Annotated in this window: 18 protein-coding genes; 12 read left to right on the top strand and 6 right to left on the bottom strand. The window is 70.3% G+C overall.

The genetic code is table 11. The features are described 5' to 3' along the window. The first annotated feature begins 9 nt into the window (after positions 1–9). On the top strand, positions 10–1,632 hold the full coding sequence (locus HY049_16715) for a response regulator (protein ID MBI3450540.1): 1,623 nt from the start codon (positions 10–12) through the stop codon (positions 1,630–1,632). A 10-nt stretch (positions 1,633–1,642) separates the two neighbouring features. On the opposite strand, the gene HY049_16720 is transcribed toward HY049_16715, so the two are convergent. Then, entirely contained in the window at positions 1,643–3,496 is a 1,854-nt protein-coding gene (locus HY049_16720; GenBank protein MBI3450541.1) for a M14 family metallopeptidase, read from the bottom strand. A 95-nt stretch (positions 3,497–3,591) separates the two neighbouring features. Between HY049_16720 and HY049_16725 the strand changes: the two genes are divergently transcribed. Both HY049_16725 and HY049_16730 read left to right on the top strand, forming a co-directional pair. Then, positions 3,592–4,104: a GNAT family N-acetyltransferase gene (locus tag HY049_16725; GenBank protein ID MBI3450542.1), complete on the top strand. Its 513-nt coding sequence runs from the start codon at positions 3,592–3,594 to the stop codon at positions 4,102–4,104. Then, entirely contained in the window at positions 4,104–5,024 is a 921-nt protein-coding gene (locus tag HY049_16730; GenBank protein ID MBI3450543.1) for a 2-dehydropantoate 2-reductase, read from the top strand. The genes HY049_16725 and HY049_16730 overlap by 1 nt, the downstream gene beginning before the upstream one ends. Before the next feature lie 43 nt (positions 5,025–5,067). On the opposite strand, the gene HY049_16735 is transcribed toward HY049_16730, so the two are convergent. Continuing rightward, the gene (locus tag HY049_16735; GenBank protein ID MBI3450544.1) at positions 5,068–8,355 is read right to left on the bottom strand and encodes a glycosyl hydrolase; all 3,288 of its coding nucleotides are present in this window, start codon (positions 8,353–8,355) and stop codon (positions 5,068–5,070) included. Positions 8,356–8,416: 61 nt separating this feature from the next. Between HY049_16735 and HY049_16740 the strand changes: the two genes are divergently transcribed. From HY049_16740 to HY049_16750, 3 genes are read left to right on the top strand one after another with little or no spacing between them, the layout of a single operon-like run. Beyond that, positions 8,417–9,847, top strand: coding sequence for an alpha/beta fold hydrolase (locus HY049_16740; protein ID MBI3450545.1), 1,431 nt, complete (start codon positions 8,417–8,419; stop codon positions 9,845–9,847). A 19-nt stretch (positions 9,848–9,866) separates the two neighbouring features. Then, positions 9,867–10,859, top strand: coding sequence for a hypothetical protein (locus HY049_16745; GenBank protein MBI3450546.1), 993 nt, complete (start codon positions 9,867–9,869; stop codon positions 10,857–10,859). 21 nt (positions 10,860–10,880) lie between these two features. Next, positions 10,881–11,168, top strand: coding sequence for a DUF1330 domain-containing protein (locus HY049_16750; protein ID MBI3450547.1), 288 nt, complete (start codon positions 10,881–10,883; stop codon positions 11,166–11,168). On the opposite strand, the gene HY049_16755 is transcribed toward HY049_16750, so the two are convergent. Beyond that, the gene (locus tag HY049_16755) at positions 11,165–12,865 is read right to left on the bottom strand and encodes a CRTAC1 family protein (protein MBI3450548.1); all 1,701 of its coding nucleotides are present in this window, start codon (positions 12,863–12,865) and stop codon (positions 11,165–11,167) included. The two genes, HY049_16750 and HY049_16755, sit on opposite strands and share 4 nt — an antisense overlap. Further along, on the bottom strand, positions 12,862–15,702 hold the full coding sequence (locus HY049_16760) for a tetratricopeptide repeat protein (protein ID MBI3450549.1): 2,841 nt from the start codon (positions 15,700–15,702) through the stop codon (positions 12,862–12,864). Before HY049_16760 ends, HY049_16755 begins: the two co-directional genes overlap by 4 nt. Positions 15,703–15,951: 249 nt before the next feature. Between HY049_16760 and HY049_16765 the strand changes: the two genes are divergently transcribed. The 3 genes from HY049_16765 to HY049_16775 all read left to right on the top strand — a co-directional run bounded on the left by HY049_16765 (position 15,952) and on the right by HY049_16775 (position 18,619). Further along, positions 15,952–16,713 (top strand): peptidylprolyl isomerase, encoded by a 762-nt coding sequence (locus HY049_16765; protein ID MBI3450550.1) that lies wholly within the window; start codon positions 15,952–15,954, stop codon positions 16,711–16,713. After that, the gene (locus tag HY049_16770) at positions 16,710–17,288 is read left to right on the top strand and encodes a TlpA family protein disulfide reductase (protein MBI3450551.1); all 579 of its coding nucleotides are present in this window, start codon (positions 16,710–16,712) and stop codon (positions 17,286–17,288) included. Before HY049_16765 ends, HY049_16770 begins: the two co-directional genes overlap by 4 nt. A 143-nt stretch (positions 17,289–17,431) precedes the next feature. Continuing rightward, positions 17,432–18,619 (top strand): nucleotide excision repair endonuclease, encoded by a 1,188-nt coding sequence (locus HY049_16775; GenBank protein ID MBI3450552.1) that lies wholly within the window; start codon positions 17,432–17,434, stop codon positions 18,617–18,619. Between the two features lie 19 nt (positions 18,620–18,638). Here the strand turns inward: HY049_16775 and HY049_16780 are convergent, their stop codons facing one another. Continuing rightward, a complete protein-coding gene (locus tag HY049_16780) occupies positions 18,639–19,994 on the bottom strand; it encodes an NAD(P)/FAD-dependent oxidoreductase (protein ID MBI3450553.1) in 1,356 nt (451 codons plus the stop codon). 138 nt (positions 19,995–20,132) lie between these two features. On the opposite strand from HY049_16780, the gene HY049_16785 reads away from it, so the two are divergent. Beyond that, a complete protein-coding gene (locus tag HY049_16785) occupies positions 20,133–20,528 on the top strand; it encodes a hypothetical protein (protein MBI3450554.1) in 396 nt (131 codons plus the stop codon). Next, positions 20,525–21,172: an outer membrane beta-barrel protein gene (locus HY049_16790; protein MBI3450555.1), complete on the top strand. Its 648-nt coding sequence runs from the start codon at positions 20,525–20,527 to the stop codon at positions 21,170–21,172. The genes HY049_16785 and HY049_16790 overlap by 4 nt, the downstream gene beginning before the upstream one ends. 3 nt (positions 21,173–21,175) lie before the next feature. Here the strand turns inward: HY049_16790 and dusB are convergent, their stop codons facing one another. Beyond that, positions 21,176–22,225, bottom strand: a complete 1,050-nt coding sequence (dusB, locus tag HY049_16795; protein ID MBI3450556.1) for a tRNA dihydrouridine synthase DusB — start codon at positions 22,223–22,225, stop codon at positions 21,176–21,178. 80 nt (positions 22,226–22,305) lie between these two features. On the opposite strand from dusB, the gene HY049_16800 reads away from it, so the two are divergent. Next, positions 22,306–23,424, top strand: coding sequence for an A/G-specific adenine glycosylase (locus tag HY049_16800; GenBank protein MBI3450557.1), 1,119 nt, complete (start codon positions 22,306–22,308; stop codon positions 23,422–23,424). Positions 23,425–23,433: the final 9 nt, after the last annotated feature.

The following is a 23,433-nucleotide window of genomic DNA, read 5'->3' on the forward strand; positions in this document are numbered from 1 at the left end:
ACATCTCGCGTGACGACGATGATGGAGGCGACAGCCGGATCCTCGGGGCCCGCGGCGGAGCACGCGGCGATCCGCGAGACCCTCGAGCGCGCGAACGCGATGCTCCGCGCCCAGCAGGAAGCCACGCCGGACGCCATCCTCATCGTCGATCTCACCGGAAAGGTCCTCAGCTACAACTCGAAGTTCCTCAACCTCTGGGGCATCCCGCTGGACCTCGCGTCCACGTACGACGACGACGCCCTCCTCTCGTTCGTCACGCGCCGCCTGAAGGACCCCGCGGGCTTCCTCGCGACCGTCCGCAGCCTCTACGCCGATCCGCTGGAGATGCGGCAGGACGAGACGATCGAGTTCGTGGACGGGCGGATCATCGCGAGATCGACGCTGCCCGTCCTGATGAGCGACGGGCACGCCGTGGCGCGCGCGTGGTACTTCCGCGACGTCACGCGACAGCGCCGGCTCGAGTCGGACCTCAGGCACTCCCAGAAGATGGAGGCGCTCGGCACGCTGGCGGGGGGGATCGCGCACGACTTCAACAACCTCCTGACCGCGATCGGCGGCTTCATCGACATCGCGCGCCAGGGTCTCGCGCCGGCAGGCCCAGAGGGGCAGGCGCTCGCGACCGCCGCGGAGGCGGTCAGCCGGGCCGGCGATCTCACGAAGGGGCTGCTCAACTTCAGCCGCCGGAGCGCCGCCGCTTTCGAGCCCGTGGATCTGCGCCTCGCGCTGGAAGAGGTCGTCCGCTTCCTCACGCCTTCTCTCGCGGCGGCCATCGAGGTCCGGAAGATCGTCGCCTCCGATCTCTGGATCGCGCGCGCGGACCCCGGGCAGATCCAGCAGGTGATCACCAACCTCTGCGTGAACGCCCGCGACGCCATGGGCTCCGGAGGGCGCCTGACCCTCGGGCTCGCCAACTGCACGAGGCTGGCGGGGACCGCCGGGCCCCGGGCGGGGGGCCGTCCGGCCGAGTACGTGGCCCTCGCGGTGACCGACACGGGCGCCGGCATGCCCCCGGAGGTCGTCGGCCGCATCTTCGACCCCTTCTACACCACGAAGGAGATCGGCAAGGGAACCGGGCTCGGCCTGGCGATCGTGCACGGCATCATGGAGCTGCACGGCGGATGGATCGAGTGCGAGAGCGAGCCGGGGCGGGGGACGACGTTCACGGCGTTCTTCCCCCGGGCGGTCGAGAAGCCGGCCGCGCGGCGCCCCGAGACCGCGGCGAACGCCCGCGGGGCCGGCGAGACGATCCTGATCGCCGACGACGAGGAGATGATCCGAAACCTCGTGAAGAGCGCGCTCGAAGCCTTCGGGTACAGGGTCCTCGCCGCGGCCGACGGCGCCGAGGCCATCGAGATCTTCCGGGCGAAGCGCGCCGAGATCGACCTCGTCATCCTCGACCTCGTCATGCCGCGGCGGTCCGGAAGCGACGCGTTCGCCGAGATGCACGCCCTGCGGCCGGAGACACCGATCGTCATCTCGAGCGGGTACAGCGCGGAGGGGGAGGTCGAGGATCTGCTCCGACTCGGCGCGAGCGCCAGCGTTCCGAAGCCGTTCAACGTGAAGGACCTCGCGGGGACGGTGCGGGAGCTCCTCGTCGCGAGGATCGCCGCGGTCTCCTCCCCGTCCCGATAGGCGCCGCCGCTCAGGGCGCGGCCGGGGGCGTCCACTCCGCCGTCCGCAGCCCCGGATCTGAGGTGACGCGGGCGATCGGGTACACGCCGACCTCGCGATCGAAGAACGGGGATCGCGCGTAGAACCACATGAGCCGCCGCTCGGCCGCCGCGTCGGCCTCGTTCGGATCCCGCGGCGCCGCGCCCGCCCCTCCCGGGAAGGCGCGCTCGTAGTCGGCGCGGACGCGCTGGTCCTTCAGCATCTCGGCCGCCATCCTCTCCACGACGGGATCCTCGACGACCATCTTCCGCTCCAGGATGTTGTCGAAGGCGTTCCAGGCGAGGAACCCCTCCGGCGATTCGGGCTCGAAGAGCCACATCGCGATCGGGGCGTCCGGCTGGTCGAGGGGGATCCAGAACGTCCCGGAGGGGACGTGACGGCGCTCGACCGCCCACGCTCCCTTCGCCTCCGCGGCGTGGTGCCCCTGGTACGACCCGGCGGCCCACGCGAGCTCCGTCGCCCGGAAGACCTCCACGTCGAGGTCCGCGTCGGCGAGGGTGCGGGAGACGCGGAGGCCGTGGAGAACCGCCTTCGCCGCGAGCGGCGCGTAGGCCCGCGACAGGAGGTAGCCGCGGGGGACGCGCACCTCCTTCGTCGCGACGAGCGAGGCGTAGAGCGGGACGCGAAAGGTCTCCGGCCGCCGCGACCAGACGACGCGCAATCTCCCGGTCACCTCGCTCGGGACGACGTCGAAGCTCCAGCCGAGGTAATCGACCATCACGCGATCGTCCGTGGCCTTGAACGCGAGGCCGAACGTCGCGCCGCGTTCCGCCGTGGCACGCCGCGCGGACTCCGCCTCGGAGGCCGCGACGGCGCCGGTGAGCCCCTTCGGATCGGCGGCGACGTGCTCGAGGATCGACCGCAGCATCTCGTACGTCGCGGCGACGCGGACGGCGAAGGGCTTGTAGGCGTGCGCTTCGGCGAGGAGGCTCACCCGGTTGCGCGTCTCGAAGTACGACGTCGAGTAGCGCGGGGAGGGGGCCCACATCCTCACCCCCTGGTTGGGGTCGGCCGGGTTCTCGAGATCGCCGAAGGGGGCCGCGGCGTGACCGGTCGCGGCGAGCCCCTTCCCGATCGCCTCCTTCATCCCCGCGACGTACCGTCTCAGCGGGGCCGGCGCGTTCGGGCTCTCCCCCGCGAAGTACGTCATCTCGTACTGGAAGTCCATCCCGTCGGTGACGTGGCAGTCCACGACGACGTGCGGCCTGAAGTCGCGAAAGAGCCGGCCGACGAGCGCGGCCGTCTCGGGCGATTCCATCTTCACGAAGTCGCGGTTGAGATCGAGGCCCCGGCCGTTCGTGCGGAACCCCATCCCCTCCGCGGGCCCGTCCTGCGCCAGACGGTTGGACGGGCTCACGCGCTCGTGGCCGTCCACGTTGTAGATCGGCACGACGACGAGGATGAGGTTGTCGAGGAGTCCGGCGCGCTTTCCGGAGACGATGTCGCGCAGGAGGGCCAGGCTCGCATCCTTCCCGTCGATCTCGCCGGCGTGGATGCCGCTGAAGACGAGGACCACCGGCAGCCCCGAGGCGCGCGCCGCCTCGGGGGTGAAGCGCATCTCGCGCGCCGCGACGACCATCGGCATCGGATACCCCTCGGCCGTCTCGCCGTACATCGACAGGTGGACCAGCCGCGAGCTTCGAGCGAGCTTCGTGAGGAACTCGATCGTCTCGCGATATCCGGGGGTGCATCGGTAGGCGCACGCCTCGGCCGGGGTCGTGAGATCGGCGGCCGGGCGGCTCTGATCGGGCGGCGCGGCGAGGGCGGCCGGCGCCATGGAGAGCGCGACCGCGAGCAGAGGGAGCGGGAGCGGCGGAGTCCTCATGGGGGCGCAGCGTACCCGAGGGGGCCCTGCCGGACAAGCGCTCATCGGATAGACTGCCCGCCGTGAGACGCGCCGTGACGACCCACCACCTCGAGATGACGCGCGCGTCGGACCTCCGCCCGGCGTCGAGCGCCCCCGCGGATCTGAGGGTCGATCGGGTCGGCGATCCGATCCCCGAGCTCAACCGCTTCTTCTACACGGCCATCGGCGGGGCGTGGTTCTGGATCGATCGCCTCGCCTGGAGCCGCGCGCGCTGGGTGGAGTGGCTCTCGCGCGCCGGCGTCGAGACCTGGGTGGCCTCGGTGGCCGGTGTCCCGGCCGGGTACGCGGAGCTTCAGAGCCAGCCGGGCGACGAGGCCGAGATCGTCTACTTCGGCCTCCTGCCGCAGTTCGCCGGGAAAGGATACGGCGGGGCGTTCCTGACGCTCGCCGCGCGGCGCGCGTGGGAGCTGGGGCCGCGGCGCGTGTGGGTCCACACCTGCTCCCTCGATCATCCCCGGGCCCTCGACAACTATCTGAGGCGCGGCTTTCGTCTCTTCAAAGAGGAGACGGCCGAGCACGACATGCCCGACGTCACGCCCGGACCGTGGCCGGGATGGGACGCCTGATGCGCATCGCCGTCGTCGGCGCCGGCGGGGTCGGGGGATACTTCGGGGCGAAGCTCGCGGCCTCGGGGTCCGACGTCGCCTTTCTCGCGCGGGGCGCCCATCTCGAGGCGATGCGGTCGCGCGGTCTCGAGGTGCGGAGCCCGCTCGGGGACGTGCGCGTCGAGAAGGTCCGTGCGACCGCCGATCCCCGCGAGATCGGCCCCGTGGACGCGGTCCTCTTCGCCGTGAAGCTCTACGACGGCGAGCCGGCGGCGCGATCGCTGGGGCCGCTCCTCGGCCCCGCCACTCCGGTCGTGACGCTCCAGAACGGCGTCGAGAGCGTGGAGCTCCTCTCGCGCGCCGTGGGGCGCGAGCACGTCATGGGGGGCGTCGCGTACGTCGCGGCGGTCCTCGACGAGCCCGGCGTCATCCGGCACACGGCGATGGGGAGCGTCATCTTCGGCGAGCTCGATCGCTCGAGCACTCCCCGCGCCGCCGCCCTCCTCGAGGCGTGCACGGCGGCGGGGTTCGGCGCGCGCGTGAGCGATCGGATCGACGTCGAGATCTGGGAGAAGTTCGTGAGGCTCGCCGTCTTCAGCGGCGTGTGCGCCGTCACCCGCTCGACGATCGGCGCCATCAGGGGCGATCCCGAGACGTTGCGGATGCTCGTCGACGCCCTGGGGGAGACGCTCGCGGTGGCGCGCGCCCGCGGCATTCCGCTTCGCGACGGCCTCCGCGCCGAGATCCTCCAGATGGTCCAGGACCTCCCCGCGGCGTCCAAGGCGTCGATGCTCGAGGACCTCGAGCGCGGAAGGCCTCTCGAGCTCCCGTGGCTCAGCGGCGCCGTCGTCCGGCTCGGGCGGGAGCTGGGGGTCGCGACGCCCGTCCACGCGTTCATCGCCGCGGCCCTCAAGCTCCAGGCCGGCGGCCGCGGGGCCTGACGAGGGCCCCGGGCCGCAGCCTGTCAGATCGCGATTCCCGCCGTTACTCCGGCTTCCAGGTCGGGAACCGCCCCGGCGTCCACGGGGCCCCGGCGGCCTCGGCCGCGTCCTCGAGACCCTTCAAGTCCACCGTCACCAGAGTGCGGAGCGTGTCGAGCACTTCGCCGAACTGCGAGGCCGCGATGTCGTAGCCGCGGCGGTGCGTGTCGGTCGGTCCCGCCGTGGACGTCCAGTGCCCCTGGACCACCCCTTGAATCCGATCGACGATGGACGGGGGAGACGGCTCCTGGTGCGACGCGATCGTCGAATCTCCGTTGAGCTTGATCTCGAGATCCTTGAGCCGGGTCTCGAGAGCCCTGAGGTCGTCGGCAAGCGCAGGGTTCGCCCCCGGAGTGTCGGCGAGCGCCTTCTTGAGATGATCGAGCCGCCCGTGCGCCTCCTCGGCGACGTCGACGGCTCCGAGGACGGCGCGCTGGAGGCGGGCCGTCTTGCGCTCGAAGGCGAGCATCGCGGCGCGGTCCTTCACCGACAGCGTGCCGGCCGCGATCGGCGCCGCCTCGAAGACCTGCGCGTCGCCGAGCGGCGTGACCTTCCCGCCGACTCGCTTCGCGATCGCGACGCGGTACGTCCCGGGCGAGGCGAGCGGCCCCTGGACGGTCTCGCGGAAGGGATCGTCGGTCGTCGGCGGCTTGAGGTTCGTCGGGTTCGAGGCGGGATAGCGGAGGTCCCACGCGACGCGGTGGAAGCCGGCCGTGACCGGCCCGGTCAGGCGACTCACGACGCCCCCCTGGTCGTCGGTGACGGTAATAATGATGGCCGGCTCCTCCTCCCGCTCCTCGGCCCTGAGGGCCTCCCACGACGGGTAGGAGATGGCGTCCCCCTTCTTGATCGCGTCCTTTTCCGCCGCCTGGCGCTGCTTCTTCAGCGTCTTGATCTCGTCCTTGAGGTAGTACGTGACGACGGCGCCGAAGGGAGGGTTGGGGGCCGAGAAGAAGGTCTCGCCGAGGAAGCTCTTCTCGCGGAGCCCGAACGGCGAGGAGGGGATGAACATCGCGGCCGGCTTCACCGGAAAGAGCATCGACTCCTGATCGAGCGCCTCGCGCGTGATCTTCCGGAGCGGCGCGTAGTCGTCGAGGATGTAGAAGCCGCGGCCGAAGGTGGCGATCACCAGATCGTTCTCGCGCTTCTGGATCACGATGTCCCGCACGGCGATCGTCGGCAGGCCCCCCTTGAGCTGGATCCACTTCGCCCCGCCGTCGATCGTGAAGTAGAGCCCGAACTCGGTCCCCGCGAAGAGGAGATCGGGGTTCACGTGATCCTCGGCGATCGAGTAGACGGTGCCGCGCTCGGGGAGATCCCCTGCGATCGAGGTCCAGCTCGCGCCGCGGTCGGTGGACTTGAGGAGATACGGCTTGAAGTCCCCCATCTGGTGGTTGTCGAACGCCGCGTACACGGTGCCGTCCCTGGCTCCGGACGCCCGGAGCGCCGAGACGTACGTGTTCTCGGGGACCCCGGGGAACTTCTCGATCTTCCGCCACTCCTTCCCGCCGTTCTCCGTCACCTGGACGAGCCCGTCGTCGGTGCCGGCGTAGAGGAGCCCCTCCTTGAGGGGCGACTCGTGGAGCGAGACGATGTTCCCGTAGAAGGAGGTCGACGTGTTCTTGGCGACCGAGTCGACGCTGAAGACGCGCCCCATGATCTTCAGCTTGTTGCGGTCGATCTGGCGCGAGAGATCCGGGCTCACCGCCGTCCAGGTGTCGCCGCGATCGTCGCTCCGGAAGATCTTCTGCGAGGCGAAGTAGAGGCGCGTGTGGGAGTGCGGGCTGATGATGAGAGGGGAGTCCCAGTTCCACCTCAGGGGAACCCCGTCCGGGCCGGGTTGGGGCTGGATGTCGAGGATCTCGCCGTTCTTCCGGTCGTGGCGGATGAGGCCGCCGTACTGCGATTCGGAGTAGACGATGTCGGGGTTCTCGGGATCAACTTGAGGTTGGAAGCCGTCGCCTCCGACCGTGACGAACCAGTCGGGGTTCGTGATGCCGTGCGTCGTCCGGGTCCGCGAGGGGCCGCCGAGGGTCTGGTTGTCCTGAGTGCCGCCGTAGACGTTGTAGAAGGGCTTCGCGTCGTCCACCGCCACGCGGTAGAACTGCGTCACGGGGAGGTTCTCGAAGTAGCGCCAGCGCGCGCCGCGATCGAACGTCTCGTAGAGCCCGCCGTCGCAGCCGACGAGGAGGTGATCCGTGCGGTCCGGGTCGATCCAGACGACGTGGTTGTCGACGTGCTTGTACTTCTCGCCGAGGCGCGCGAAGGTCTTCCCGCCGTCCTCGGTGATGTTCAGCCAGGTGTCGATGGCGTAGACGCGCCCGACGACCTTCGGGTCCGCGAAGATCTCGTTGTAGTACTGCCCGCCGTTCGGGGCGTAGTCGCTCATCTTCTCCCAGTTGCCGCCCTGATCGACGGAGCGGTAGAAGCCGCCGGCCTTGTTGACCGACTCGATGACCGCGTAGACGACGTCGGGGTTCGCCGGGGAGACGGCGAGCCCGATGCGCCCCATCTCCTCCTTGGGGAGGCCGTTCTCGAGCTTCTTCCACGTCGCGCCGGCATCCGTGGACTTGTAGATCGCGGACTCCGGGCCGCCGTCGATGAGCGTGAAGACGTGGCGGCGGCGCTGGTAGGCCGAGGCGAAGAGGATGTCGGGGTTCCGCGGGTCCGCGACCACCTCGTTGACGCCGGTGTCGTCGCTGATCTTCAGCGACTGCTTCCAGGTCTTCCCGCCGTCGGTCGTCTTGTAGAGGCCGCGCTCCCCGCCGGAGGTCCAAAGGGGCCCCTGCGCGGCGACGTACACGACGTTGCCGTCGCGCGGATCGACGAGGATCCGGCCGATGTGCTCGGACGTCTTGAGGCCGACGTTCTCCCAGTTCTTGCCGCCGTCGATCGACTTGTAGACGCCGTCGCCGTACGCGACGCTCCGCTGGCTGTTGTTCTCGCCGCTTCCCACCCAGACGACGAGGGGGTTCTTCGGATCGAGCGTGACGCACCCGATCGAGAACGACGCCTGCGAGTCGAAGATCGGCGTCCAGGTCGTTCCGGCGTTCGTCGTCTTCCAGACGCCCCCGGAGGCGACGGCGACGTACCAGGTGGAGACGTCGCGCGGGTGCACGGCGAGATCGGCGACCCGTCCCGACGTCTGCGCCGGTCCGATGCCGCGGAGGGCGAGGCCGGTGAAGGTGTCGGCTTTCATCTTGTTCGCGTCGGACTTGTCGTCCTCCTTGGCGACGAGCGCGGCGGAGGAGGCGATGAGCAGGCAGAGCAGGGCGGCGGCAGTTCGCTTCATCGGTCGATCTCCAGGCTGTGAGAATGGGGAAATGGGACGCCCATAGTATCCTGTCGGCCCCATGCGCACCAAGCCGGCCGCCCTCGCCCTCCTCGGCCTCCTCGGGTGCGCTCCGGCCGGGCTTCACGAGTGCCGGATTCCCGGCGTGGACGAGCCCCTTCGCTGCGGGACACTCGAGGTCTTTGAGGACCGGGAGGCGCGGCGGGGCCGGACGATCCCGCTGAACGTCGTCGTGATCCCGGCCCGGGGCCCGACCGTGCGCCCCGACCCCCTCTTCGATCTCTCGGGAGGCCCGGGGCTCGCGTCCACGGAAGGGGCCGGCTTCTACGCCGGCGAGGGGGCGGCCTACCGTCGCGAGAGGGACGTCGTCCTCGTGGATCAGCGGGGGACGGGGAAGTCCAACCCATTGACCTGCGATCTCGCGACGGACGATCCGAACCCGCGCGGGATCCTCGACGAGATGTACCCCCCCACGGCCGTCGCCGCCTGCCACGCTTCGCTCACGTCCCGTGCGAACCTGGGCCTTTACACGACGCCGATCGCGATGGACGACCTCGACGACGTGCGCGCGTGGCTCGGGTACGATCGCATCGACCTCTTCGGCCTCTCGTACGGCACGCGCGCGGCGATGACGTACATGTCGCGGCATCCGGATCACGTGCGGAGCGCCATCCTCGTGGGGGTCGCGCCCCCGGGGATGAACATCCCGCTCCACCACGCCGCCGACGCGCAGCGGGCGATGGATCTCCTGCTCCAGGACTGCGCCGCGGACGCCGCGTGCTCCGGCGCCTTCCCGAAGGCGCGGGCGGAGCTCGACGACCTGATGGCGGCGCTCGAGCGCGAGCCGGCGAAAGTCGAGCACGTCGTTCCGGGAAAAGGCGGGAAGCTCCATCTCACGCTCCGCCGCGAGATCGTCGCCGAGAAGCTCCGCTTCCTGCTCTACAGCGCCTCGACCGCGCGGCGCATCCCCCTCGTCGTCCACCGGGCCCTCGCCGGGGACTACGAGCCCTTCCTCGCGCTCGCCCTAGGCGACGAGGGGGGCCCGTCGGGGATCGCGGACGGGATGTACCTCTCCGTCACGTGCCCGGAGGACACTCGCCGGATCGATCCGGCCGAGGCGCGGGCGTTGAACTCGGGGACCTTCGTCGGCGATTACCGAGTCTTCCAGCAGACGCGCGCCTGCTCGATGTGGCCGGAGGCGCAGCTCCCCGCCGGCTACTTCGATCCCTTCTTCACGAAGGCCCCGGTGCTGATATTCTCGGGGCGCCTCGATCCCGTCACCGCGCCGCACTGGGCCGAGGAGATCGCCGCGCGCCTCCCGCACGCCCGGAACGTCATGCTGCACGGCGCGGGGCACGGGCCCGGGGGGCTCTCCCACACCGAGTGCCTTGACGGGATCATCCTCCGGTTCCTCGACGCGGGGGCGGTCGAAGCTCTCGACAAGGCGTGCGTCGAGAGCATGGCGCCGCCGCCGTTCAGCCTCGTCCCTTAGCTCCGCTGGAAGGAGACAGATGCTCCACGTCGCGAGCGGCGAGTCGACGATCGAGAGGCTGAGGCACGCGGGCGTGCGCGGCTACATGGTCCCGTGGCTCGACATCCTCCATGAGGGTCCCGTGCCGGCCGACGTCGCCCCCGCCGCCCTCAGGGAGCTCCGCGCGCGCTTCATCGCGGAGCGGGGCTGGGGGGACGAGGTCGCCGTGCGCGGGGCGCTCCAGAGGCGCGACGCGGCGCTCGCCGCGTTCCGCGAGCACGACGAGATCGTTCTCTGGCTCGAGCGTGGCCTCGTCGCCCAGCTCCAGCTCGCGCAGGTCCTCGATTTTCTCGCGGGGCGGGCGCTCGGATCGCTCCGAGTCACGCGCCTCGACACCGCCGATCCGCTCGGCCGGATGTCCGCAGAGACGCTCCGGGAAGCGTTCGAGCAGCGGGTTGCGGTCACCGATCGTGGGCGCGACCTCGCGCGACGCGCCTGGATCGCTTTCCGCGCCCCCGAGCCGGTCGCAATCGAGACGGCTGTGGCGGCGATCGAGCCCGAGCTGCCGCACCTCGCAGCCGCGCTCGTCCGCCATCTCGAGGAGTTCCCCTCGACGCGCGACGGCCTCTCCCGCACCGAGCGCCAAATTCTTCAGGCCGTCAGCGATGGCCGGGCCGTCCTCCGCGACACGCACGTCGCCTCGCATCACGAGAGGGAGCCCCATACTTTTCTGGGCGACAGCGTCTTCGCGCGCCACGTCGAGGTCCTCGGCGAAGGACCCGACCCGGCGATCGCCCGCCTCGACGGCGCGCCGATCCGCGCCCCGAAACCGGAGGAGGACGGAGACGTATTCTGGAAGGGGCGCGTGCGACTGACCGACACTGGCTTCTCGCTCCTCGAGGGGAAGAAGGACTGGATCAAAGCCCACGGGATCGATCGCTGGCTCGGCGGCGTCTGCCTCGTCGGGCAGGCGATCGCGTGGCGATGGAACGAGGCGAAGCGGCAGATCCAGCGGACGGGCATCTACGAGTGAGCGGCTGAGGGGAGGGATTGCATGGCGGCGTACGTGATCGTGAACATCGGCGTCGAGGACGCTGCGAGCTACGAGGAGTACAAGGGGCCGGCAGCCGCAACCGTGACGGAGTACGGCGGCCGCTACCTCGCGCGCGGCGGCACGGCGGAGGCGCTCGAGGGCGATTGGAAGCCCCGCCGGCTCGTCATCCTGGAGTTTCCGAGCACCGCGCGCGCCCGCGAATGGTGGAATTCCCAGGAATACGCCCCGCTGAAGGCGCTGAGGCAGCGGTGCGCGTCGACGGAGATGGTTCTGGTCGAGGGGATCTAGGGAACGATTCCCGCCGTCTCGTCGATGACGATCGCCCGGCCGGTCGCAACGTCCTTGATCTGCTGCGACGCCCCCGACGGCCACACGATGTCGATGGTGTCGACCCGCGGAACCCCCGGCCCGAACCCGAACGTGACCGCCAGCTCGCTCGCGGACTCGTAGCTCGACCCGCTCCTCACGTACCCGCTCTGCGTCCGGCCACCCGCCGTGACACGCACCGTCGCGCCGATCCCGTCCCGATTGCTCTTCGTCCCGCGGAGCCTCACGCGCAGCCACGACGAGGCGTTGCCGCCGTCGTTGCGTAGAAGGCGCGCCGGGCCGCCGTTCGCCGTCACGAGAATGTCGAGATCCCCGTCCCCGTCGTAGTCGCCGTACGCCGCGCCCCGCGCGACCATCGGAACCGCGAGCGCCTCGCCGGACCTCTCGCCCACCGGCTCGAAGGTCCCCGTGCCCGTGTTCCGGAAGAGGTGGGGCTTCTGGGCGTACGTGACCTCCTTCTGCAGCCGGTTGATGTCGTCCTCGACGTGGCCGTTCGCGATGAAGATGTCGGGGTGGCCGTCGAGGTCGTAGTCGAAGAAGAAGGCGCCGAAGGCGAGCGTGAGAAGGCTCGGCTGGCCGATCCCCGCGCGCGGGGCGTCGTCGATGAAGAGCCCCGACCCCTCGTTGTGGTAGAGGGCGAGCATCTCGTTGCTGAAGTTGCCGACGACGAGGCTCTCGCGGCCGCTCCCGTCGTAGTCGGCGGCGTCGATCCCCATGGCGCCGCGGGCCACGCCCGTCTCGGAGAAGGCGATCCCCGACTCGCGCCCGACCTCCTTGAACGTCCCGTCGTGGTTGTTACGGTAGAGGTAGTTGGGCTGCGTGTCGTTCGCGATGGCGACGTCGGGCCATCCGTCGCCGTCGAAGTCGAGGACGGCCAGCCCCAGGCTCTTGCCCGTGAGGTTCTCGATTCCCGACGCCTTCGAGACGTCGGTGAAATGGCCGTTGCCGTCGTTGCGATAGAGCCTCGGGCCCTCTCCCTTGTACGACTCGGGGGTGCAGTACGACTTCGACGTCCCGTCGATCGTGCAGGTCAGGTCGTTCGCCTGCGACCACTCGACGTAGTAGCCGGCCAGGAGATCGAGATCGCCGTCCCGATCGTAGTCGAGGAAGGCCGCGCTCGAGCCGAACCCCGCGCGGGCCACGCCGGCCGCCGCAGCGACCTCCTCGAACTTTCCGTCGCCGCGGTTGTGGTACAGCCGTGCGGGGCCGAGCGCCGTGACGAAGAGGTCGTCGTGGCCGTCGTTGTCGTAGTCGCCCACGGCGACTCCCATGCCGAAGAGCTCCTGCTTCAGCCCCGCAGCGGCCGTGATCTCCTCGAACTTCCCACCGCCGAGGTTCCGGTAGAGCGCCGGGTACGTCGCCTTCTGATGATGCGACGGCCAGTCCGCTCCGTTGACGAGGTAGATGTCGAGCTTTCCATCGCCGTCGGCGTCGAGGAAGGCGCACCCCGAGCCCATCGTCTCGGGGAGATACTTCTTCCCGAACGCGCCGTTGTTGTGCGTGAACCGGATCCCGGCCTCGGCCGTCACGTCGGTGAAGGTCGGGAGGGACGAGACCGCGGGCTTCGCGGCGGGCGGGGGGGACGGTGCTTCGGCCTTGCCGCCGCAGCCCGACAGAAGCGCCAGGCCGAGGACCACGCTCACCCGGAAGTCTCTCACTTCAACGCCCCCACCTTGTACGCCTCGCCTGCCGGCGCGACGCGCATCTCGTGCTCGTGGACCAGGAGCCTCTCGTTGTTGTCCTCGGGGTGGGCCGCGCGGTACGGCCCCGTCAGCGCCTGCGACGATTCGTCCAGCTTGAAGCGCTCGTAGAGCACCTCGTGAGCCCTGGCGGCCACGTCGTCCCCCTTCCCGCGGTAGGCGAGCATGAGATTGTAGTGGGCCTGGAGGTCCTCGGGATCCACGGCGAGCGTCCGCTTCAAGGCGGCGATCGCGGCGTCGTATCTCCGGAGGAGGAAGTCGATCCGGCCGATCTGATCCAGCACGACGCGATCGCGCGGGAAGGCGGCCGCGGCGCGGTCGAGGTGATCGAGGGCGTCTTCGTATTTCCCGGCGGCCTTCAGCGTGAGCGCGTAGAAGTAGTGCGCCTTCGGAAGGTCGGGGGCGAGGGCGAGTGCCTGTTCGAGCTCAGGGGCGGCGTGGCGGTGGTCCCCCTCCTCGACGAGCGCGCGCGCGATGTTCACGTAACCGTCGACGTAATTCGGGTCGAGGGCGACGACGCGCCGGAAGGCCTCCTCGGCCCCCTTGTAGTCGCGCTGGAGCAGGAGACCGATGCCGTAGTCGTTGAAGCGCTCCCGCTCCGGAGGCGCCCCCTCGGGGCGGACGGCCGGAGTGAGGGGGGCGCGTCCCGCTCGCTCGACGGGGAGCGTCACCTGCGCCGCGCTGACCACGATCGTCGGGAGGTTCGGGATCTCCCTGACGGTCCCCGAGACATCCGACGTGTCGCCGTTGAAGACCCAGTTCCCGTCGTCGTAGTCGGCGGAGAGGTCGAACTTCGGCTGGCCCGGATCCCGGACGCCGGCGAACGACCACTGGGTGTTCCACCACGAGAACTTCCGGTAGTTCAGCCGGGCCGTGAGGGTCACGCGCTCTCCCACGTCCGACGGAATCGTCAGCCGGAAATGGACCGTGTCGGCCGCCCCCGGGGGGATGAGGCGCGCGTAGAGCACGGCGCGCGCCGACCAGGCGTTCCTCTTGTTGATCCTGTTCCCGTGCGCGTCGAGGAGGACCGATCGGTAGAAGTGCGCCTCCTTCTCCACGGGGCCGCGCCCTGCGTCCTCGATCCACCCGCTGTGGCCGATGACCCGACCCGTCTCGTCCTGCGCGACCAGCTCCGTCCACGTGTCGAAGGCGTCGACCGTTCCGCCCGGGAAGAAGTGGCCGATGTTGCGCGTCCGCACGACGACCTCGACCCTCACCGTCTCGCCGGGCCTGAGAGCGGGCGAGCGCGTGTCGAGAGGGGCGACGACGGGGCCGAGGCGGCGAGCCGGCCCTCCTCCTTCACCCGAGACCCCCTCCTCGCCGGGGAGCATCGTCTGCGCCACGGGCGCTTCCTCGGCGGGCGCGGCCGCGGGCGCCGCCCCGTCCGCGGGCGCGGCGCGGCCGTCCTGCTCCTCCCGCAGCCCGAAGACGTCGACGGTGATTGCCCCGGAGGTGAGGAAGTTCTTCACCGCCTCGAACTGGTTGATGTCCTTGTTCACGAAGGGGAGCGCGGTGTTCGCGCCGGGGAAGCGGTGCGAGTGGATTTTGCCGTCGACGTTGCCGGCGTCGCCGCTCGTGACGAGGGGCATGTGGCACGAGCCGCACTTCTTTGCTTCCGGGGGGTAGTAAAAGGCTCTGGCCCCCTGCATCGACACGCCGCTCTGCTGCCAGGCGTCGTAGTCGTTGAAGCCGCGGAACCAGCGGTAGTGATTGACGGGGGCGTCGAGGTGGACCTTGTGGCACGACGAGCAGAACTCGGGAGTCTGCTGCCGGTGGAACGCCTTGAGGAGGGTCGCCTTGTGCGGCGCGGGGTCTAGCTTCACCGCCTGATCGTGGGCGAACCTCAGGATCGGGTTCTCGCTCGCGACGAGGCGGTGCATCTCGGGGTACTCGATCGTGTACCCCCCCTGGCCCATCGTGCTGTCGACGTGGACGACGCTGTGGCAGGCCATGCAGCCGATCCCCGCCTGCGCCTCGGGGGTGTGGATCTGCTCGCGGATCGGCGTGTCCATCCGACCGGTGAAGAGGATGGCCATGTCGTGGCAGCCGCCGCACCACTTGGAGGGTTTCGTGCCGACGACGTCCTGCATGTACTCGATCGACTTGCGGTACCACTGGTTGTTGAACGACGAGAAGTGGTGCGCCGATCCCTCCCACTGCGCGACGATGTCCGGGTGGCACCCCTTGTTGCCGCACGACTTCGACTCGAGGAAGAAGTCGGAGGGGATGAGCCGGTCGCCGACGGTGCGGACGGACGACGGGAAGAACGGTGTCCCGTCCCCCGCCCCCTCGAGCCCCGGCGTCGCGGGCGGGAGGACCGGGTTCTCGATGCGGGAGGATTTCGGCGGGAAGGCCCGGTCGTACCCGCGCATGCCGATCGGGAGGGCAATCGCGAGGGCGACGAACACGAGAGAGCGCGCCGCGACGGGCGACAGCCTTCCCGACATTCTCATGGACTCGCGCGCGAAGAGCGCTGCCGCGCCGGCGATGAAGGCGGCGATGTGGAGGACGAGCGCCCATCGGTACGGCGTGGCCGTGCCGTACCAGGTCAGGTAGACGCCCGTCAGCGCAACGAGGGCGGCGCAGCCTTGAAAGACCCGCGTCAGGGCGCCCGCGAGTCCGGTCCCGAAGCCTGCGACCAGCACCTGCCACGCGCGCCAGAGCATCCAGACGGCGAGCGGGATGCCGGCCGCGACGTGAAGGAATACGTTGGCGTGGTAGAAGATCGTGGCGGCGTCTGTCGACGCGAGGTAGGACGCGTTGGCGATCTCGGCGCCGAGCAGGAGCAGGAGGATCCGGTTCGGCCTGGTCTCGCTCACGCGGGCATCTTACGAGCGGCCTCCCGGCGCGACAAGTGCGGGGGCCGGAATATGTTCTATGACCCTCGCCGCTTCATGCTTATGAGCCAGCGGCCGGTCGATCTTGGCGGATCGCTGGAGTAGACTCCGGATCCCCGGCGCGGCGCCCCACCCCTCGCGAGGCCCGGAAGAGCGGTTCGCCCGAGAGTGGCGTCCGCGCGCCCGCACGAACGATGGAGGACGCGAATGACGAGAGTCGGATCGCATCTGTGGCGCTGGTCGGTCGTGATGATGTGTCTTGCGCTCGGCGCGCTGGCGGCCGCGGAGGCCCCCGCGTACGCCAAGGAGAAGAAGGGCGATTCCGAGGAGGCCGCCTCCCCGGCGGTCCTGACGATCAACGGCGAGGAGGTCTCGAAGGCCGACTTCGACGAGATGGTCAAGGGGAGCGAGCGTTTCTTCGATCTCACCAACCAGGCTGTGCGCGACAGGCTTCACGGCGCGCCGCTTCCCGAGTACCTCTTCAAGGAAGAGATTCTGAAGATCCGGGCCATCTCCCAGGCGAACAAGGACTCGCTCGCCGCGATGAAGGCCGCGGCGGACGACGCCCTCGCGAAGATCCAGTCCGGCACCGACTTCTCCGAGGTGGCCAAGACGGCGTCGCAGGATCAGGCGACCGCGCCGAACGGCGGGATGATGCAGGGGCAGGAGTTCTTCAAGCTGGTCCCTCCCTTCAACCGCTACGCCCTCTCGATGAAGCAGGGGGAGGTGAAGGGCCCCATCCTCACCGTCTTCGGGTATCACATCCTCAAGGTCGAGAAGATCTACCCGCCGATGGAGGGGAAGCCGAAGCGCGTCGACATCCGGCACATCCTCATCAAGTTCCCGAGCGCGGGCCCCGATTTCCGGCAGAAGGTCGAGGAGGCCGCGAGCTCGGCCAAGGTCGAGGTGGTCGACAAGTCCTATTGCAAGAAGCTCCCGTCGTTCTGTGAAGGGGGCGCGGGACTGTGAATCGGGCGCGCCTCCGGGCCTGTCTCGCCGTGACCGCCGCGAGCCTCACTCTCGCGGCGGCGGAGGGCGCCCCGCAGAGAGCGCCCGCGAAGGCGGCGGCCGAAGGGTTCGCGTTCGACGTCCCGGCCATCGACGGCGGCAAGATCACCCAGGGGGAGTTCCGCGGAAGAATCCTCGTGGTCGACGTCTGGGGAACGTGGTGCGGTCCGTGCCGCCAGATCATCCCGCACCTCGTCGCCATCTACAACAAGTACCGGGCGAGGGGGGTGGAGGTCGTTGGCATCAGCGCCGAGCCGGGCACCGACTACGCGACCGCCGTGCGCCGCGTCCAGGACTTCGCCCGCGAGATGGGGATCACCTACCGTCTCGGGATGCTGAACGAGGAGGCGTACGACGCGATCCAGAAGGTGATGCACTACGACGGCGATCACTTCACGGTCCCCACCACGCTCATCCTCGATCGAGACGGGTCGGTCATCGCGAGATATCCCGGCTACTTCACCGGCCAGGAAAAAGAGATCGCCGAGATGCTCGACCAGCGCCTTCGCAAGGAGGCGAAGAGCCCGGTCCCCTGAGCCCCGCGAGAGACGACCTCCCCGATCGCGTCCGGGCTTTTCTCGAGCGGCGCGGCGCCCCCGCGTCCAGCCTCCTCCTGGCCGAGCGTTTCCTCAAGCTCCTCCCCGCGAGCGAACCCCTCGCTGCGCGCCTCCTCGCCCCGGTGCTCGTCCCGGCCGGCCTCGTCCACATCGAGGGGACCGGATGGTGGCTCGGGCACGACGGCGCCGCCTCCGCTCCCACGCCGCGGCCGATCGCCGGCGCCGCGGGCCCGCCGCGAGCGGGCGAGGAAGCGTCGTTCGCTCTCGTGGACCTGGATGCCGGCCCTCTCGATGCGACGACCGAGGCCGACTGGGACGCCGTTTCGTCCGTGCTCGCCGGCAACGAGCTCGTCCTTTTCGATCCGCGCCGCGAGGCCCCGTGGATTCTGGCCGGCCTGGCGCGACGAAACCTTCCCGGGCCCCGCGCGGTGCGATCCCTCGCGCCGGCGGTGCGGGGGCGCGCAAGGATTCCTCGAGGGAGCGATCTCGAGGGGATTTGCCGCGCTCTCGGGGCGCCGTACCGCGAGGGGGAGAGCGCGCACGACGCGGCGCGCAACGTCGCCGCGTGCCTGCGGATCGCGGAGGAGAGCCGCCCGGCGGTGGCCGTCCCCGGATCCGAGGCGCTCGCGGGCGCGCGCGTCCTCACCCCGGCATTTCTCGATTCGGTGCCCGAGAGGCCGGGGGTCTACAGGTTCTTCGACAACGAGGGCGGACTGCTCTACGTCGGCAAGGCGGCGAACCTGAGGCGCCGGCTCCGCGCCCACGCCGCCGCGGCATCCGCGGGGCGGACCCCGCGGAAGGGGACGCCCGCTCTCGCGCGGCTCGCGCGCGTGGAGCTCGAAGTCAGCGGCTCGGAGCTTCAGGCGCTCCTCGAGGAGGCCCGCGCGATCCGGCGCGAGCGCCCGCGGGACAATGTCCAGCGCGAGGTGCACGAACGGGGAAGGACCTACGCCCCCTCGCGCCGCGTCGCCCTCATCTTCGAGTCGGAGACGCGGGGAGTGGTCATCGCCCTGTTCGTCGACGGCGGCGCGTTCGAGGCGGCCGTCCGGCTCGGGCCGAGGGGGGGAGGCGTCTTGAGGGCGAAGGCGATCCTGTCGCGCCTCTTCCGTCCGGGGCGCCGCGCGGCGCGGCGAAGCGACCCGGGATCACGCGAGGGCGAGGTGCTTCGATCCTGGCTCGCGCGTCACGGCGACTCGGTGACGCGCGTGGATCTCGATTCCGCGACCGGCGCGGCGGGAGCGCTGGCGAGAGTGCGCGCCGCGGCGGAGTCGGTTCGCCGCGGAGAGGGAGGGCCGGCGCTGCATCGATGACGCGCGGGCGCCGGCGCCGTCACGCGCCGATCACGGCCATGGGCTCGCGGGCCTGAGGGTGCGTCGAGAGGGACGGATCCCCGGATATCGAGTGACCGCGCGCCGTCGGGCACTGGACGAGGTCCTTCGTGAAGACGAGATCGAGCGTCCAGTCGATCGCCACGCGGATCTTGCGCTCGAGGCGCGGAAGCTTCGAGAGGTAGATCGTCCGCCACATCCACCAGGCGAGAAAGCCCGAGAAGTTCACCCCGAGAATGCTCGCGACGCCGCTGCGCCGCCCGATCGCGGCGAGCTGGCCGATGGTTCTGAAGACGAACGGCCTCTTGCGCCCCCCGCGGATCGCCGCGGCGATGTTGCGGGCGAGGATCTTTCCCTGGCGCGAGGCGTGCTGCGCCGTGGGCGGGCACGAGCCGCCCGTCGTCCGGTCGGGAACGACCGCGCAGTCGCCGAGGGCCCACACCCCCGGATGCCCGGGCACCTCCAGGAACTCGTTCGCGACCACGCGCCCGCGCTCCTTCGCAAGCGGCAGAGGGGCGAGAAGAGGGTTGGGGGAGGTCCCCGCGGTCCAGACGAGCGTGCGCGTCGCGATGAGCGTGCCATCGCCGAGGCGCACGCCGTCGCTCTCGAAGGCCTGGACGCGCGTGCCGAGGCGCATCTCGACGCCCCGGGCCGAGAGCTTCTCGAGAGCGTAGGCGCCGAGCTTGCGCGAGAGCTCCGGCAGGATTCCATCCCCGGCGTGGACCAGGACCATCCGCACGTCCGTCTCCCGGAGATTCGGGTAGAACTTCAGCGCGTCGCGGACGAAGTCGTTGATCGCGGCCACCGTCTCGACGCCGGCGAAGCCGCCGCCGGCCACGACGAAGGTCATCATGCGCCGCCTCACGTCGGGGCAGCACTCGAAATCGGCCTCCTCGAGGTTTTCGATCAGCCGGTTGCGGAGCGCGATCGCGTCCCCCAGCGATTTCATCGTGAGGGCGCGCTCTTCGAGACCCGGGAGCCCGTAGAAGTTCGTGACGCCCCCGAGAGCGAGGACCAGGTGATCGAAGGGGAGGGTGTGCGGGTGCTGCTCCGTGGCCTCCGGGCCGTGGCTCACCTGCACCTCGCGCCCTTCGAGATCGATCGAGAGGACGCGGCCGTGGAAGAACGAGGCCCGCGTCAGGAGCTTTCGGATGGGATTGACGATGTGGGTGAGATCGAGATCCGAGGCCGCGACCTCGTGGAGCATCGGCGTGAAGAGGAAGAAGTTCTCCCTGTTGACGAGCGTGATCTCCACCGAGGCGTCCCGGCCCAGCGCTCTCTCGAGCTCCATCGCCGCGTAGACGCCCGCGAACCCGCCGCCGAGCACGACGACGCGCGTCTTCCGTTCTTCGGCCATCCCGCCACCTCCCCCTGGGACACGATCTCTCGATCTCTCCGGTTCGATGCTCGCCGGGGTGCGCGCGTTTCAGCCGGCAGGTCCGTGCGGCGGGCCCCGGAGGCGTGTAGACTCGCGCGCGGTGTCGGGAGCTGACCCATGTCGACGGATTCGGGAAGCGCGGGGCGGGTCGTGGCGGTCGTGTCGGATCTCTTCTTCAAGAGCAAGATCCGCGAGACCGCGGCGCAGGCCGGGGTGCCCCTCGCCTTCGCCTCGACCGGTGACGACCTCGCGCGCGAGCTCGGCGCGGGGGATGTCACGCTCGTGGTGATCGACCTCGGCATCCGGACGATGGAGGCGGCCTCCGCGATCGAGGCGGCCGTGAAACACCCCGGCATCCGCACCGTCGGCTACGTCTCTCACGTCGACGACGGGGCGCAATCGAAGGCGCGCGCGGCGGGCTGCGAGCTGATCCTGGCCAAGTCCGCATTCTCGAAGGATCTGCCCCGCATTCTCACCCGGGGCGCGGCCCCGGGCGACAGGAGGACAGGATGACAGGAGCCAGGTCGGCTGGTTTCTTGACGGTGTCGATCGCGCTGGCCGCTCTGGCGGGCGGCGCGCTGGCGGCGCCCTACTCCACGCCCCACTCAGGAAGGGCGGGGCACGGCGAGCTGCTCTTCGGCCTCGGATCGATGACGAGCGACAGCGCCCGGCTCGACCCCAACCAGACGCTCGACGCCGGGGACGGGACGACCTTCGACGTCCGCTTCCAATTCCACTTCAACGACAACATCGGGATCCAGATCGACGCGATGGGGGAGCGCGAGAGCACGACGCTTCGCGAGTTCGGGTTCCTTCCGGACAAGCAGGACACGTCCACCGGATTCCTGTTCGCGAACTTCCTCTTCGATTTCGTCCCCTCGCCCGTCACCCCCTACGTGGCCGTGGGGGTCGGCAGCTTCAGCCACCGAGGCTTGACCTTCTTCGATCTCAACAACTGCATCGCGCCGAACATCTGCGCGGTCGTCACGACGCGGGAGAGCGGCTCCGCCTTCGACGCCGCCTTCGGGTTCGAGGGGCACTCGCGCGGCCCGCTCTGCTGGGCGGCCGAGGCGAAGTACATCTACTACGAGTTCTCGAACTTTCAGGAGTCGTGGAACCGCTACCAGTTCTCGGGGCACCTGGGCTTCAGGTTCTGAGCGTCAGGCCGTTCGCGCCGGCGCGGGGGCGATGGCGAACGGCCCCACCGGCGCCCTCTCCTCCGGCACCGGCGTCTCCCTCGCGAAGAACTCCTCGACCGCGTCGATGAAGGAGGAGATCTCCCGGAGCGAGCTGATGGTCTGGCGCAGCGAGCGTCCGTTCGGCAGCCCGTGCGTGTACCAGCCGGTGAAGGTGCGGATCCGGTGGAGGGCGTGCTTCTCCTCCTCGCGATCCCGGAGCCTCTGGAAGTGATGGAGGATGAGGGCCCTGCGATCGCTGACGGTCGGCGCGAGGGAGGCGATCGCCTCGGGCCTCGCGCCGTCGAGGAGCGCCTCGGTCTGACGGAAGATCCACGGGTTCTGCAGCGCGCCGCGGCCGATCATCACGCCGTCGCACCCCGTCTCCCGCATCATCGCCGCCGCCTCGACGGGAGAGGTGACGTCGCCGTTCCCGATCACCGGGATCGAGAGCGCCTCCTTGAGCGTGCGGATCCGGGCCCAGTCGGCCCTCCCCGAGTAGAACTGCTTCGCGGTGCGGGGGTGGAGCGTCACCGCGGCGACGCCTTCTCCCTCGCAGATGCGGCCGAGCTCCAGGTAGTTGAGCCTCCGGTCGTCGAGCCCCGCGCGGAACTTCACCGTGAGCGGGACCGAGAGGCGCCGCTTCACCGACGCGATGATCGACGCCGCAAGCTTCAGATCGCCCATGAGCGCCGCCCCGGAGCATCCCTTGAGGATCTTGTTCGCCGGGCAGCCCATGTTGATGTCGCAGACGTCGGCGCCGACCTCCTCGACGATGTCGGCGGCGAGCGCCATGCGGTCCGCGTGGCTCCCGTAGATCTGGATGGCGAGCGGGCGCTCCTCCTGCTCGAAGGCGATCATGTTGAGCGTGCGCTCGACGCCCCGCGTGAGCGACTCGCTGGAGATGAACTCCATCGACACGAGCCCCACGCCGCCGACCTTCCGGATGATCGAGCGGAAATGTGTGTCGGTGATCCCTGCCATCGGGGCGAGGACCAGCGGAGGGTGGATGGCGAGCGGGCCGATGCGCAGCATGTGAGTGCGGCATTCTAAATCGGCCTCGCGGTCTCTACAATGCGCCGGGGCCTCGGGGCTCCCGGGGGGAGGGAAGGATCGTGGCGACGGGGGCGCCTCTGGCGCGGGAACTCGCGGCCTGGTACGCCGCGAACGCGCGCGATCTGCCGTGGCGGCGCCGCGTGAGCCCGTACCGCGTCCTCGTCTCCGAGATCATGCTCCAGCAGACGATGGTCGAGACGGCGGCGCCCTACTTCGAGCGCTTCGTCCGGGCCTTCCCTGACGTGGCCACTCTCGCGGCCGCCGGGATCGACGAGATCCTCGAGCTCTGGTCCGGCCTCGGCTACTACCGGCGCGCGAGGCTTCTCCACGAGGCGGCGCGGGCCCTCGTCCGGGATCACGGGGGGCGCGTTCCGGAGGACGAGGCCACGCTCAGGAGCCTGCCGGGGATCGGCCCCTACACCGCCTCGGCGATCCGCGCCATCGCCCATCGGCGACCCGCGATCGCGCTCGACGGGAATCTGAGGCGCGTTCTCGCGCGCGTCGTGGCTCTCGAAGGGGACGTTCGCGGTGCGGGCGCGGGGCGAGTGCTCACGGCCCGCGGACTCGAGCTCCTCGCCTCCGGCGACCCCTCGGCGTTCAACCAGGCGCTCATGGATCTGGGCGCGACCATCTGCACTCCCCGCGAGCCCGGATGCCCGCGCTGTCCGATCCGGAACGCCTGCCGGGCCCGGGCGCTCGGCCTCACGGGGTCGATCCCCCCCGTCGCGCCGCGCCCTCGCTCGATCGCGGTCACGCTCGCGGCCGCGGTCCTCACGGATGGGCCGCACGTGCTGCTCCGCCGGCGGGGTGGGCGGCTCATGGCAGGGATGTGGGAGTTCCCCGCGTGGCGCGTCGCGTCCCGCGCAGCCGCCGTCGCGCGGCTCTCCCGGGAGGCCGGCGCCGCCGGCCGGCTCCAGGGAGATCTCCGGCACGTCGCGACGCTCCGGCACACGATCACCCGCCACCGGATCACCCTCGAGGTCTTCCAGGGAGTGGTGAAGGCGGCACCGGCGCCGGGGCGCCGGCCGGCGCGCGCCGCCGCGCGGCAGGGGAGCGGCGCGGATCTCTCGGGCGAGCGGGATTCGGGTCCCCCCCGCTGGTTCTCCCCCGCGCGCGCCAGGGCGTTGCCCCTGACGGGGATGGCGAAGAAGATCCTGAGATCGACCGCACCCCTGTGAGCGAGGAGG

This window comes from Acidobacteriota bacterium (assembly GCA_016195325.1).
Classification (GTDB): Bacteria; Acidobacteriota; Polarisedimenticolia; order JACPZX01; family JACPZX01; genus JACPZX01.